Source organism: Klebsiella sp. Lac1, from assembly GCF_009825425.1.
GTDB lineage: Bacteria > Pseudomonadota > Gammaproteobacteria > Enterobacterales > Enterobacteriaceae > Klebsiella > Klebsiella electrica.
The window spans coordinates 614,642-629,026 of record NZ_VJZJ01000001.1; the positions used below are offsets into that span (position 1 = coordinate 614,642).

Consider the following 14,385-nt stretch of genomic DNA (forward strand, 5'->3'; position numbering starts at 1 on the left):
GAAATCAGATGTGTACGAAATCACACTTTTTTGCCAGTTGTTTCAACTGTAGCCCGCCGTTTTTCATTTCTGCGGCAAATCGTGGCGGGAAAAAGGCGGCATTACCCCTCGAGAAACCGCGAGCGCAGCGCTTCTCGCGCCTCTGGCGTCAACTGATACTCCTGTTCCAGCCATGTATCCACGCTGGAATAGCGGTCGTGAATCGCCGATAGCGCCGCCGCGAGGTACGACTCATGTACCGTCAGAATTTCTGCCAGGTTCTGCCGTCCGCGGGGGCTCAGTTCATTGCCGAGCAGGCTGAGGATCCCGGTTTCGACCTGGTTTAGCATGCCGTGGGTGAGGAGATACTCCTCCATCACCGTCGGCGTGTCGCAGCCAAGGGCGAACAGCGCCAGCGCGCAGCCGACGCCGGTACGGTCTTTGCCTACCGCGCAGTGCTGCAACAGCGCGCCGTCAACAGGCTGCATCAGCCAACCGGCAAGCTGGCGATAGGCGGCGTTGTTAAAGGGCAACTGACGATAAAGCTGCAGCATAAACTTCTCGCCGTTCATGGTATTGAGCGTCGCGGCATTCAGCTCCGTGACTTTGGCATCGACGTCTGGCGTCAGAGGATTAGCGGGCGCATTGAGATAACGCATCCGTTCATTGAGCCTGTCGGGGCTGCGCTGGACTTCGTGCGGATCGCGATAATCAATGACCCGGGTCACCGGCAGAGTGTCGAGATGGCTCAGATCTTGATCGGTCATCTGGTGTAACGAACCGGAGCGCAGCAGTTTCCCCTGGCGCACGCGGCGACCGTCGGCGGTGTGCAGGCCGCCGAGGTCGCGAAAGTTGATACCGCCCTGAAGCGATAAGAATGCCGGATGGCGAGAGTATGTCGTCATAGGTTCCTTCCAGATTAAGGGAAAAAATCATGTATCGGGTAAATGAATCGCGCACGATAAGAGAGACCGTACCACAGGCGCTGCCTGCGATTTTATTGCAAACCGTGAAAAGTGATGGCTTTGCTGGCATAATGCCCGATGTATCACACTTCTCATTCTCTTTTTTCAGGATAACCCCGTGCTAGTATCCAGCAACGTCACCATGCAGTTTGGCAGTAAGCCGCTGTTCGAAAACATCTCCGTCAAATTTGGCGGCGGCAACCGTTACGGCCTGATTGGCGCTAACGGTAGCGGTAAATCCACCTTTATGAAGATCCTCGGCGGCGATCTTGAGCCGACGTTGGGTAACGTCTCTCTCGATCCCAACGAACGTATCGGTAAACTGCGTCAGGATCAGTTCGCCTTTGAAGAATTCACCGTGCTGGATACGGTCATTATGGGCCACGGCGAGCTGTGGGAAGTGAAACAGGAGCGCGATCGCATCTATTCCTTGGCGGAAATGAGCGAAGAAGACGGCTATAAAGTGGCCGACCTGGAAGTCACTTACGGTGAAATGGACGGCTATTCTGCCGAAGCACGCGCCGGTGAACTGCTGCTTGGCGTCGGGATCCCGGTTGAACAGCATTACGGCCCGATGAGCGAAGTGGCGCCAGGCTGGAAGCTGCGTGTACTGCTGGCGCAGGCGCTGTTTTCCAACCCCGATATTCTGCTGCTCGATGAACCGACGAACAACCTGGACATCGATACCATTCGCTGGCTGGAGCAGGTGCTGAACGAACGTGACAGCACCATGATTATTATCTCGCACGACCGTCACTTCCTGAACATGGTTTGCACCCATATGGCCGATCTCGACTACGGCGAACTGCGCGTGTATGCCGGCAACTACGACGAATATATGACCGCCGCGACCCAGGCGCGCGAACGCCTGCTGGCCGACAACGCCAAGAAAAAAGCGCAAATCGCCGACCTGCAATCCTTCGTCAGCCGCTTTAGCGCCAACGCCTCAAAATCGCGCCAGGCGACCTCACGCGCCCGCCAGATTGACAAAATTAAGCTGGATGAAGTGAAAGCCTCCAGCCGTCAGAACCCGTTCATCCGTTTTGAACAGGATAAGAAGCTGTTCCGTAATGCGCTGGAAGTGGAAGCGCTGGCGAAAGGTTTTGACAATGGTCCGCTGTTCAAAGGGATCAATCTTCTGCTGGAAGTGGGCGAGAAGCTTGCCGTGCTCGGGATCAACGGCGTGGGTAAATCCACGCTGCTGAAAACCCTGGTAGGTGAACTGGAACCGACCAGCGGCAGCGTAAAATGGTCTGAAAACGCGCAGATTGGCTACTACGCGCAGGATCACGAATACGAATTTGAAAACGATCTGACCGTCTTCGACTGGATGAGCCAGTGGAAGCAGGACGGCGATGACGAGCAGGCGGTGCGCAGCATCCTCGGTCGTCTGCTGTTTAGCCAGGACGATATCAAAAAGCCGGCAAAAGTGCTGTCCGGTGGCGAGAAAGGCCGCATGCTGTTCGGTAAGCTGATGATGCAAAAACCGAACATCCTGGTCATGGATGAACCGACTAACCACCTGGATATGGAATCGATCGAATCGCTGAACATGGCGCTGGAGATGTATCAGGGGACCCTGATCTTCGTTTCCCACGACCGTGAGTTCGTCAGCTCCCTGGCGACCCGGGTGATCGAAATTACCCCTGAGCGCGTGATCGACTTCAGCGGTAACTACGAAGATTACCTGCGTAGCAAAGGTATCGAATAACCTTTCCTGACGTGGACTACAGGGCTGAACGGGCCCTGTAGTCCCGTTAAAGAGAGGAAATCTCCTGGCCGCAATGGCAAGACAGACTTATCGTGCCTCCATAAATGCAGGTAGCGTTGGTACAGGTAATACCGACAGGACTTTAAGGCGCTGTAAAGTTCGCTGTTGGGCGCATTCCAGATGATCGCACAGACACGCGGCCGCCAGCTCCTGGTTGCCTTTCAATAGCATTTCGTATACCAGACAATGCTCTTCCAGCATGGCTGTTTCCACGGGGATCGCCAGCAGATCGTAAAAAATGCGGGTGACGATAAAGGGGGACTGATTCTGACGCAGTATCTGCATCATCAGCTTATTACCCGCAGGTTCAAGACAGCGTACGTGCAAATCTTCTTCCAGCATTTCCAGTTCCGCCGGCGATAGCCGTCTGCCTTTGCATTTCTGGGTTCTTGCCAGCGCCGCCGTCAACCATTCTGGAGAAAGGTGCTTCCCTGCCTTACGTAATGCAGCGGGTTCCAGATTTGCTCGAATTTCAAAATGATCGGCGATTTCGCGGGCGGTCAACGGGCCGGTTAGCCATTGAGAATAAGGCTCTTTTTCCACCAGACCTTTGTCACGAAGCCGCATCAGGCTCTCGCGGATCACTGAACGGCTGATATTGTAATGCTGTGCCGCTTTTTGCTCATCAACCTGATAGCAGCCAAATATCATGGCCGTGGAGAGGACAATCTGGAGATTTTCCAGCACTTTTTCGCCAGAGCTACGTGTATCTACCAGCTCTTCCTGTTCATCCAGCCCCAGCAGTTCACGCGTGAGAGCAATGCGCAGAGGTTCTATCTCTTCGGCATCCTGCGCCACGATAAAACCCCGCCCTTCAAAACGCGCAATCAGGCCTTCTTCATGTAACAGGCTTAGCGCCCGGCGAACCGGCACCCGACTGGTGCCAAACAGTTGCGCCAGTGGTCCTTCCAGTAATACCAGACCCTGAGGTATTTTTTTCTGTATCAATAAGTTATGTAAAACATGCCGAATGACTTCGTAGCGCGATGAGCCAGTATCTTCCGCTGCCTTGTGTGTACTGTTTGTCCGCATGATCATTTTGTCAGTCCTGTTCCAGTCACGACACATTATCACATCCTGATGGAGGGCAAACTGCCGTATGTACTGGCACTACTATAGTGCAGTCTGCCCAATAACGGATCATTGATTTAAATATACATTTAAAGAAAGAGGATTGCTGTGTGAGGCTCACTTTTTGCGTACATGAATTTTATTTTTTTAAAATATTGATAAATTTATAAAAAATAAAATATTAAACACTAAGATCACAATTTCATTACTTTTAATTCGAATTTATGGCATTGGTATTGCTAATCTTTAAATGAACATTAATTGAAAATGTACATTTAAGGGTGGCGTATGAACGCTGAGAATATTCGTTACCAGTTTCAGTTGGGTCAGCTTGATGCCTGCGATATTGCTGCACTGTTTTGCCAGGGCAGTCTCACGCCGTCGGCCTTTATCGAGGTCTGCCTGGCTGCTGCTGAGCGGAGCAGCAACATTTTCATCACGCTTACCCATGAGCGTGCACGCGAAGAGGCGGCCGCATCGACATTACGTTGGCGGCAGGGAAGACCTCTGAGTGCCTTAGACGGTATTCCTGTTGTCTGGAAGGATCTGTTCGATCTCGCTGGTACCAGAACGACCGCTGGTTCTGCGACGCGTTTGCAGGTGCCAGAGGCCAGTGAAGACGCCGGGATGGTCATCCGGTTAACCCAGGCCGGTATGGTGAATATGGGTAAAACTAATTTGAGCGAGTTCGCTTTTTCCGGGCTAGGGATTAACCCGCTATTCGGTACACCAGTGGTCTGCTCCAGGCGGTCAACAGAACATGTTCCCGGTGGCTCATCAAGCGGGTCTGCTTGCGCGGTTTCCGCAGGATTGGCCTGTTTTGCTATAGGCACCGATACGGCAGGTTCAATTCGGATACCGGCGGCGTTTAACGGTGTTATTGGCTATCGCGCAAGCCGCCATCGCTACACCGACAGCGGGGTATTTCCCCTGGCTGCGTCGTTGGATACGCTGGGCCCACTATGCCGAAGCGTCCGGGACGCGCGTGAGCTCGATGTTATCCTGTGTGGCACAACCGATGAGGCTTTCAGTACGCCACGTTTTATCGCCGATCCCGTGCTGCTCGATAGCGCCGATGCGGCGGTGCGGGAAAAGGGCTACCGCTGCCTGGCCTTGCTTGCGGCAAGCGGCTTTACGGTAGACTTTCGTCCCGTTCACTCCTTTCATCGGGCTCTGGCATGGATTGCCGAACATGGATGGCCTGGGGCGATTGAAGCTTTCCGACTGCATGCCGATCTGCTGAATTCTCCCGCGGCTGAAAAAATGGACCCTTTCATTCGGCGGCGCTTAGAGGACTCCGGACAGCTTAGCCCCTCGCTTCTTGATGACTTTTTACAGCAACGATCCGCCTGGCAGTGCGCCATGGCCGCTGAACTGGATGGTGCCATTCTGGTTACACCGACAGTGGCGCATGTTGCCCCCCTTTATCAGCCATTAATTGCTGATGCAACGGCATTTGCCAAAACCAATATCGCAACGCTGCGTTTAACTATGCCGGGTAGCTTACTGGATATGCCCGGCGTGGCGTTTCCTGCCGGTACGGATACTGACGCGCTGTACACCAGTCTGCTTTTCTCATTACCCGCTGGCGAAGATCGCCGGCTCCTGATGGCTGCCAGTGCGGTAGCCAATGTTCTTGCTCCGCGCCGCGCTGCTGGCGCGGATTTCTCTGCAGTACAACCCTGAAGGAACTGAACTATGGCCAAAGAAATACTTTGTGCATTTGGTGTGGACGTTGATGCCGTCGCTGGTTGGTTGGGTTCATATGGCGGTGAAGATTCTCCCGATGATATTTCTCGCGGTTTGTTTGCCGGGGAAGTCGGGACGCCGCGCCTGCTGAAAATGTTTGCTGAGCAGAAATTGCGTACGACCTGGTTTATCCCTGGTCATTCCATTGAAACCTTTCCTGAACAGATGAAAGCGGTAGTGGATGCCGGTCATGAAATCGGCATCCACGGCTATAGCCATGAAAACCCGATCGCGATGACGCCTGCGCAGGAGGAGACGGTACTGGATCGCAGTATTGAGCTGGTAAGCCAACTTTCCGGTAAGCGCCCCACCGGGTATGTCGCTCCCTGGTGGGAATTCAGCAACGTGACAAATGAGCTGTTGCTGAAAAAAGGCATCAAGTATGACCACAGCCTGATGCATAACGATTTCCATCCGTACTACGTTCGTGTAGGTGATAGCTGGACCAAAATCGACTATAGCCAGCATCCCGATGCCTGGATGAAACCACTGCAGCGCGGCGAGGAAACGGATCTGATTGAGATCCCTGCTAACTGGTATCTCGATGATCTGCCTCCCATGATGTTCATCAAAAAGTCGCCAAACAGTCATGGCTTCGTCAATCCCCGCCATCTGGAAGAGATGTGGCGCGACCAGTTCGACTGGGTGTATCGCGAAAATGACTATGCGGTATTTGCCATGACTATTCACCCCGATGTTTCCGGGCGTCCGCAGGTGTTGTTAATGCTGGAACGCTTAATTCAATACATCCGTAGCCATGAAGGCGTTCGTTTTGTGACTTTTGACGAGATTGCCGACGATTTTAAGCAGCGCAAACCGCGTTCGGCATAATCCCCTTAACCCCTGACTGAGTGATAGCACTATGAGCACGTTTAAAAAGATCTCCGTAAATGGCTGGCAGCCGCAGCAGTTGACTATCAGGGATGTGAAATTTGCCACCTGGATCGCTTTTTTTGCCTGGGTTTTTGCAGTCTATGATTTCATCCTTTTTGGCACACTGCTGCCGGAAATTGGTAGCCATTTTAACTGGAGCGAGGTTGAGCAGTCGGAGATTGCTACCTGGGTTGCCGTTGGCGGTGCGGTTATTGCACTGGCGATAGGGCCTCTGGTCGATCGCCTTGGCCGTCGTATGGGGATCGTCATCACCGTTGGCGGCGCTGCCATCTGCTCGTTGCTGACGGCGGTGGGCGGTGCCTGGGGGAAAGGTGCTCTGACGGCGATTCGCTCTGTCGCGGGTCTCGGTTACGCCGAGCAAACCGTCAATGCCACCTATCTGTCTGAGCTGTATAACGCGATTGATGATCCGAAACTCAACAAGCGCAAAGGATTTGTTTATAGCCTTGTTCAGGGCGGCTGGCCGGTGGGGGCCCTCGTTGCCTCAGCACTGACCGCGATTCTGATGCCTGTTATCGGCTGGCGGGGCAGTTTTATTTTCGCTGCGCTGCCTTCGTTGGTTATCGCTGTGCTTGCTCTGAAGCTGAAAGAAACGCCGCAGTTTCAGGTGCAAAAGAAGATTAGGCAACTGCGTGAGCAAGGCAATGAGAAAGATGCGCGTCAGGTGGCAGAAGATTATCAGGTCTCTTATGAAGAGCATCATCGGGCGGGTCTGAGCGCAGCCTTTCGCGGCTCGTCGCTGCGTTCAACCCTGGTACTCGGCGCTGCGGTGCTGATTAACTGGTTTGCCATCCAGATTTTCAGCGTCCTTGGCACGACCGTCATCACCAAAACCCACGATATCTCTTTTAATAACTCTCTGCTGATTCTGATCCTCTCGAATCTGGTGGGCTACTGCGGCTACCTGGCACACGGCTGGCTCGGCGATCGGATCGGACGCCGCAATACCATTGCTGCGGGCTGGATGCTCGGCGGCATATCTTTTGCTGGCATGCTCTACTGCCCGGATAATTTTGCCACCATCGTAGCGCTCTACAGTATCGGGCTGTTTTTCCTGATTGGCCCATACGCGGCGGCCCTGTTCTTTATCAGTGAGAGCTTCCCGACCGCAATTCGCGCCACTGCCGGTGCGTTGGTTGCCGCGATGGGGCCGGTCGGCGCGATTATCGCGGGTATTGGTACGACCAGCGTACTCAGCAGCGGCGGTCACTGGCAGGAGGCAGCGCTATGGTTTGGCGCCATTCCGTGCTTCGTTTCCGGCATCATCATTCTGCTTGCCCGCACGACGACGCATAACGGCGTTGATGTGAAAACGGTGGTGACCTCAACGCAGTCGCGGGTTTAAGGAGTAACGATGAAACCGACTTTGTTAACTCAACCGGTCGCCGCAATCAGCGGCGCCGCCAGCGGTATAGGTCTGGCGCTGGCCACACTCTACGCACAGCGTGGGGTACGTATTATCGCGGGGTATTATCCGGCAGATCCCCACGATCCTGCGGCGGCGGCCGCGCAGGTAGAGGCGGCTGGTGGCGATGCGCTTTGGCTACCGCTGGATGTCGGCTCGACCGCTTCCGTCGACACTTTTATCGCCCAGGGCGTACAGCATTTTGGCCGTCTCGATTACATGGTTGCGAACGCGGGTATTTTGCGGCGTGCCACTATTGAAGAGATGAGCGATGCTCTCTGGAACGATATGCTTAATGTTGATCTGACCGGAGTGATGCGCTGTTTCCGTGCCGCCGCGCCGTATTTGAGCGCTGGCGCGAGTCTGGTGGCGGTATCTTCTATCGCAGGGGGCGTGTACGGCTGGCAGGAACATGCGCACTATGCCGCGGCTAAAGCGGCAGTTCCGGGGATCTGCCGTTCGTTAGCCATTGAGCTTGCCCCAAAAGGTATACGCTGTAACGCCATTATTCCCGGTCTGATAGAAACGCCCCAGTCGCTGGATAAACAAAACTCTCTTGGCCCGGAAGGACTGGCCAGAGCCGCAAAAGCGATCCCACTTGCCCGGGTTGGTCGTGCGGATGAGATAGCTAAAGTGATTGCGTTTTTGACCAGCGAAGAAAGCAGTTATCTCACGGGTCAAAGTCTTATTGTTGATGGCGGGCTAACGGTCCGCTGGCCTGATTAAGGAGTGTTTATGCAACTAAAGGGTAAACGCTGCGTCATTACCGGCGCCGCCAGCGGCATAGGAGCGGCTATCGCTGAACTGTTTGCGCGTGAAGGCGCGCGGTTGGTTCTGGTCGATAGGCATAACGATAAGCTCAACGCGATAGTCAACCAACTCCAGCAATACGGTGCAGAGTACTGCGGCGTGGTGGCTGACGTTGGCCAGGTTGATGGGGCCACGGCTGGCGTTGATTGCTGCCTTGCGCGTTATGGCGGCATCGATATCCTGGTCAACAATGCCGGAATGTTAACACAGGCACGTTGTGAAGATATTACGCTGGCGATGTGGGAAGAGATGATGGCCGTCGACCTGCGCAGTGTGTTTTTAGCGACCCAGCGGGCGCTGCCGGCAATGCTGGCGCAGCGTTGGGGGCGTGTGATTAATATTGCTTCACAGCTGGGAATTAAAGGTGGGGCGGAGTTGAGTCATTACGCCGCCGCTAAAGCTGGGGTCATCGGTTTTACCAAATCCCTGGCTCTGGAAGTGTCAGACCGTAATGTGCTGGTGAATGCCATTGCACCAGGTCCGATTGAAACCCCGCTGATTGATGGTATTAATGAGGCGTGGAAGCAGGCTAAAGCCGCCGGGTTACCGCTGGGGCGCTTTGGTCGCGCAGAAGAGGTGGCACCCGCGGCGCTTCTGCTGGCAAGCGAGCCGGGCGGCAATCTTTTTGTCGGTCAAACGCTTGGCCCTAATTCTGGCGATGTGATGCAGTAATGGAGTTGCTATGTGTGGAGTGTGCGGCTTACTCAATCATGGGCCGCAGTGGAGCGATCCGCTGCAGCAGGACATACCTCAACGCCAGCTACGCCTTCAGCAGCTGGCGCTGCTCAATCGGGTGTTGAAGCCCTGGCGATTGTCGCTGACGGAGTTTCATAATAGCTGGTTGCTGGCGAGCCCAACGGGTCAGCAAGCGCTGGTATATTCACTGGACGCATTGTGGATCGAGGCCGAAAAGATGAGCGGGCGTTCGGTGGATCCGCTGGACGAGAACTGGCTAGCGGCGCTGTAGCTACCGTCGGGAGGAACAGTGATGCAATACGAAGAAAAATTACCGCTCCATGTGCTGAGCGGTTTCCTCGGCAGCGGTAAAACAACCTTGTTAAAGGGCTGGCTGGCACAGCAGAATCTTAATGAAATCGCGCTGCTGGTAAACGAATTTGGTGAAGTAGGGATCGATCATTATCTGCTCAGTGAGGTCGCGCCGGAAACCGTGCTGTTACCGAGCGGCTGTGTCTGTTGCCAGATTCGGGGGGAATTGAAAACGGCGCTTCTCGACCTCTATGAACGCCGTGCGCGTGGGCGGCTTCCGCCATTTAACCAGGTCATACTGGAAACGACCGGGCTGGCTGATCCTGCGTCAATACTGTCGACGTTACTGCACGATCCTCAGCTCCAGCACCACTTCAGCCAGGGGACTCTGGTGACTCTGGTGGATGCAGAACATGCCCGATCTCAGGCAGAGACTCAACCTGAATGGCTGGCGCAGGTTACGGCTGCCGATAAACTGCTGCTCAGTAAATGCGATCGGACGACGAGGGAAGAGGCTGTCATGCTCCGTCAGTGGCTACAGCAGCTTAACCCTCTGGCGGAACTGAGCGATACCCGGCAGGCGCTCAATGACTTTCATCGCTTATTTCAGCTTCAGGTTATGCGGGGTTCGCGGGAGCAGCGTTTCCGTTGGCTCGGGGCCTGCGGTCATGACGATTTTTTCCGGCATCCCGTTGCACATTCGACGTTACATCCTGCGACGCAAACCTGCGTGGTGACCCTGCAACAGTCGGTCAACTGGCTCTCATTTGCGATCTGGTTATCGATGCTATTACACTGCCACGGTGGCTCGATACTACGGATGAAAGGCATTTTACGCGTGAGTGAGAGCCGCTCGCCGATTGTCATCCACGGTGTCCAGCATACCTTACACCCGCCCGTGCACCTGCGAGACTGGCCAGGAGAACTGGAAGATTCGACGCTGGTCTTTATCTTACGCGGCCTGGAGGCCGATCGTTTGCAAAGCGCATTCAGTCGCTATATGCAGGAGCCATAAGAGGATGAACTCTGCTGCCGTCGTTAATAACCAACTGACCTTACGCGTGCTTGGAACTTCCGTCACGCTGCTCGAAATACTGCGCGCGCGCGCAGAGCAGGATCTTGGTATCAAAATCGAATATCTGCTGCACAGCGTAGAAGATGCGCAACGGATCGCGGTGATGCATCCGGAAAGTTACGATCTCTACGATCAGTGGTTTCATAATATTGATTTTGTCTGGCCTGCGCGCGCCATTCAGCCGTTGGAGATTAAGCGGCTGAAATATTGGGGCGAAGTGAATGCATTAGCGAAAATCGGTACGCTCAGCGATGATGGAGTCCTTGCCGATGGCTGCGTGCCTGCGCAGCGGCTCTACGTACAGCGTAACCTGCATCTAAGTAGCCAGCCGGGCGAACTCATTAGCATGCTGCCCTTGACGCACAACGCCGACAGTTTCGCCTATCATGTCGATCGACTCCCCGCCGCGCTACGCGGGCAGGAGGAAAGTTGGGGGTGGTTGTTACATGAAGCCCTGACCGGGCAGGTCGCGTTGCAGGAAGATGCCGCGATGGGGGGGCTGGATGCGGCCCTGGCTATGCAGGGGGCCGGAATGGCCCGCTTTGCCAATACCGGAAATCTGACGCTGGAAGAGATCGATTTGCTGACTCAGGGGCTGGCGCGTCTTAACCGGCAGGGGCATTTCGCCGCGTTTTGGGCAACCCAGGAGCAGGCTTGCGATTTGATCGATAATTACCAGGTTGAGGTGCAGAGCCTGTGGGCACCTATCTATTTTCGCCATCATTTTCATCAACGTGGTTACAAAATGGCCCGCCCCCGGGAGGGCTATCGCGCCTGGTATGGTGGTATGTCCCTTTCACGTTGTGCGACCGGGAAAATTAAGGACGCGGCGTATGAGTATCTCAACTGGTGGCAGTCCGGGTGGCCGGGAGCGGTGATGGCGCGTCAGGGTTATTATATATCCAACCCGGAACGCAGCCGTCAGTATCTTTCCGCTGCCGAGTGGGATTTCTGGTACGACGGCAAACCGGCGGCGGAAATGCTCTATGACGCGTGGGGCTCGCCGCTGATCCCCGCTGGAGAACGTCGCGATGGGGGCAGTTATGAACAGCGCATGAGCCATATTGCCGTATGGAATTCCGTTATGGATGAACATAATTATCTGACGCGCCGCTGGCAGGATGCGTTAGGACGCAAGTAAAAGATGTGATGGCTGACTGGTGGCAGGGCATTGCATGCCCGACTGAATTGCGTTTAGCGACTGTTCAGCCCGTTGGCGAAAGAATCCCCGTGGACCAGGCGTTACCGCCGAACTTGTCGCCCCGGTCACGTTGCGTGCCCGGGGCCTTTACGCTTATCGGTTAACCAAATACCCACTCGCTGGCGGCTTCACCATTTATCAGCAGCTTGCGCTTTTCGCCAGCGGGTAACGTCACTTTCAGCGCCTTCCATGCCGGGCGATAATGGCCGCGGGTGTTAATCTGCAGGTTGATGGTCGTGCTGCTGCAGACCATCTCCCACGTCAGCCACAGCGCATCATCCTCTTTATAGCCCCAGCTTTCGCCATCGTCCTCAAACAGCAGGCCCTGCGACGACCCCACGCCTTTGAGCGGGAACAGCTTCAGCTCGCGCTGGTCGTCTTTTGTCGCGCTGACGTGGGTGAGGCGTTCGCTGAGCGGCAGACCGGCTCCGGCGCGGACCAGCAGCGGCAGATGTTCCAGCGGCGCATCCCGCGTTATCCACTGGCCGCCGGAGAACCACTCCCCGCTATAAAAATCGTACCAGCCGGCGGTGTTTTCCGGCAGCCACACCCGGCGCTGACGCTGGCCCGGTTCGACGACGCTGGCGACCAGCAGATCGCGCCCCAGCAGGAAATCATCACACTCTTCAAAGGTTTGTGGATCGTGCTCATGATCGAGGAACGTCGGTCGCAGCATCGGTTCATCGTCGGCATGGGCCTGCCACAGCAGCGTATACAGATAGGGCAGCAGGCGATAGCGTAGTTCAATCGCGCTGCGAATCGCCGGGGTCACGCCCGGATACATCCACGCCTCGTTGACCGTCTGGTCATCGTTCCATGAGTGGATGGTAAAGCGCGGGTGCATCACGCCATTCTGCACCCAGCGTACAAACAGCTCGGCATCCGGTTTATCACCGGAAAAACCGCCGACGTCATGACCAACGTTATATAAGCCGGACAAACTCATCCCCAGCCCCATACGGGTGTTATAGCGCAGTGTCTCCCAGTTGGTGCGGTTATCGCCGCTCCAGGTCTGGACGTAGCGCTGCATCCCAGCGCAGCCGGAGCGGGAGATCAGATACGGCCGCTTTTGCGGTGCGAAATGCTGCTGGGCTTCCATTGAGGCGCGCATCATCAGCAGCGGCATCACCGGACGAATATGCTTGATGGCGATGTTCTGGCCAAAGCCGTGGCAGCGGGCTTCGCCGTCCCAGACTTCAAATTCGTTATTATCATTCCAGGTGGAATCGATGCCCATCTCCAGCAGCTGACGGGTAACGCCGTCCTGCCACCAGGCGACGGTTTGCGGATTCGTGAAGTCGAGGTGCGATCCTTCGTCATCCCAGAAGCTTGAGCGTTCCGGCGCGTCGCTCTCCGAGTCGCGAATAAATAACCCTTTTTCCGCCACTTCGCTATAGCGCGGATGGTCCTGCAACAGACAGGGTTTAATATTGGCCGCCAGTTTTATTCCGGCATCATGGAAACTCTGGCTCAGCACTTTCGGCTGCGGCACCTTGTCATAGTTCCAGTTAAACACGTAGCGCTTGCCGTTGATCGAGGTATAGCCGGAAGAGAGCTGGAACGAGTCGCAGGGAATCGCATGCTCTTCGCACAGGCGGATAAAGTTCATCAGCTGATTTTGCGCATCCGGCGCGTCGGTGTAGTGCATAGTGGAGCCGCTGTAGCCGAGACTCCATTTCGGCCCGAACAGCGTTTTGCCGGTCAGGCGCACAAACGCTTTGGTGACGTCCAGCGCCCGTCGGCCGGTGAACAGGTAGTAATCGATATCGCCTGCTTCCGCCTGCCAGCGGCGGTAGGCGGTGTGGTAGTTATCAATTTCATTGCCCAGATCCAGCCAGCAGCTGCTCAGGTTATCGTAAAACAGGCCGTAGCTGATGTCGCTACGCTGGGTGAGGGTAAAGGGAATGTGTTTGTACAGCGGGTCGGTACTGGCGGCGTTATAGCCCATCGCATCGAGATTACGCATTTCATAGCGTTTACCGTTGCGCTGAAGATCGCCGGCCTTCTCGCCAAGCCCGTAAAACCGTTCGTCCTTGCGGCGGCTCAGGTAGTGCGCCGCACCGTCGCCGTGGGCATTGAGCAGATAGGCGCTGGTGGGGCGGTCATTGACCAGCGGCAGCCACTCGCCGTCGTCGTGACGATAGCTCCACTCCAGCCACAGCGGCTGGTGGACGGTGACGCGCAGCTGTCCGGTGGCGACCGTCAGGCTGTCAGCGTGTTGTTCAAGCGTCCACGCAGGCAGGCTAAAACCGCTCAGATCCTCACGAGGACGGCCTTCCCACGGCACGTCCTGCTGCGGTGCAATGCTCCAGGTGCGGTCCAGCGCCAGCTGGCCTTTACGCTTGAGCAGGACGCGGAACAGGTTCTCTTCCAGTACATACAGGCACAGCGTGTGCTGCCCGTCGATAGTTAACTCAACGTGATGAGCCAACTGTTGGTGTAATGTCCAGTGTTTAAGCGTTTTCATCTTTATATCCA

The 14,385-nt window shown here is 55.5% G+C and carries 12 protein-coding genes; 9 read left to right on the top strand and 3 right to left on the bottom strand.

Annotation, left to right across the window (positions count from 1 at the left end; all coding sequences use genetic code 11):
• Positions 1-101: 101 nt before the first annotated feature.
• Entirely contained in the window at positions 102-884 is a 783-nt protein-coding gene (locus FNY10_RS02910; protein WP_160701942.1) for a tyrosine-protein phosphatase, read from the bottom strand.
• A 178-nt stretch (positions 885-1,062) separates the two neighbouring features.
• On the opposite strand from FNY10_RS02910, the gene FNY10_RS02915 reads away from it, so the two are divergent.
• The gene (locus FNY10_RS02915) at positions 1,063-2,655 is read left to right on the top strand and encodes an ABC-F family ATPase (protein ID WP_100684036.1); all 1,593 of its coding nucleotides are present in this window, start codon (positions 1,063-1,065) and stop codon (positions 2,653-2,655) included.
• An 87-nt stretch (positions 2,656-2,742) separates the two neighbouring features.
• On the opposite strand, the gene FNY10_RS02920 is transcribed toward FNY10_RS02915, so the two are convergent.
• Entirely contained in the window at positions 2,743-3,753 is a 1,011-nt protein-coding gene (locus tag FNY10_RS02920; protein WP_141965043.1) for a GntR family transcriptional regulator, read from the bottom strand.
• 321 nt (positions 3,754-4,074) lie between these two features.
• Between FNY10_RS02920 and FNY10_RS02925 the strand changes: the two genes are divergently transcribed.
• Genes FNY10_RS02925 through FNY10_RS02960 form a run of 8 tightly spaced genes read left to right on the top strand, consistent with a single transcriptional unit; the run spans position 4,075 to position 11,847 of the window.
• Complete coding sequence (locus FNY10_RS02925; protein ID WP_141965042.1) at positions 4,075-5,472, top strand: amidase family protein; 1,398 nt, start codon at positions 4,075-4,077, stop codon at positions 5,470-5,472.
• A 12-nt stretch (positions 5,473-5,484) separates the two neighbouring features.
• Complete coding sequence (locus FNY10_RS02930; protein WP_141965041.1) at positions 5,485-6,366, top strand: polysaccharide deacetylase family protein; 882 nt, start codon at positions 5,485-5,487, stop codon at positions 6,364-6,366.
• A 31-nt stretch (positions 6,367-6,397) separates the two neighbouring features.
• Complete coding sequence (locus tag FNY10_RS02935) at positions 6,398-7,774, top strand: MFS transporter (RefSeq protein WP_227699340.1); 1,377 nt, start codon at positions 6,398-6,400, stop codon at positions 7,772-7,774.
• A gap of 9 nt (positions 7,775-7,783) precedes the next feature.
• Complete coding sequence (locus FNY10_RS02940) at positions 7,784-8,560, top strand: SDR family NAD(P)-dependent oxidoreductase (protein WP_160701940.1); 777 nt, start codon at positions 7,784-7,786, stop codon at positions 8,558-8,560.
• Positions 8,561-8,569: 9 nt separating this feature from the next.
• The gene (locus tag FNY10_RS02945; protein WP_100684032.1) at positions 8,570-9,316 is read left to right on the top strand and encodes an SDR family NAD(P)-dependent oxidoreductase; all 747 of its coding nucleotides are present in this window, start codon (positions 8,570-8,572) and stop codon (positions 9,314-9,316) included.
• Positions 9,317-9,326: 10 nt separating this feature from the next.
• Positions 9,327-9,611, top strand: coding sequence for a hypothetical protein (locus tag FNY10_RS02950; RefSeq protein ID WP_100684031.1), 285 nt, complete (start codon positions 9,327-9,329; stop codon positions 9,609-9,611).
• A gap of 21 nt (positions 9,612-9,632) precedes the next feature.
• The gene (locus FNY10_RS02955) at positions 9,633-10,646 is read left to right on the top strand and encodes a CobW family GTP-binding protein (protein WP_141965039.1); all 1,014 of its coding nucleotides are present in this window, start codon (positions 9,633-9,635) and stop codon (positions 10,644-10,646) included.
• Between the two features lie 4 nt (positions 10,647-10,650).
• A complete protein-coding gene (locus FNY10_RS02960) occupies positions 10,651-11,847 on the top strand; it encodes an ABC transporter substrate-binding protein (protein WP_141965038.1) in 1,197 nt (398 codons plus the stop codon).
• Between the two features lie 160 nt (positions 11,848-12,007).
• On the opposite strand, the gene FNY10_RS02965 is transcribed toward FNY10_RS02960, so the two are convergent.
• Positions 12,008-14,374 carry a glycoside hydrolase family 31 protein gene (locus FNY10_RS02965; protein WP_160701938.1) on the bottom strand — a complete coding sequence of 789 codons (2,367 nt, stop codon included), beginning with the start codon at positions 14,372-14,374 and terminating at the stop codon, positions 12,008-12,010.
• Positions 14,375-14,385 lie beyond the last annotated feature (11 nt).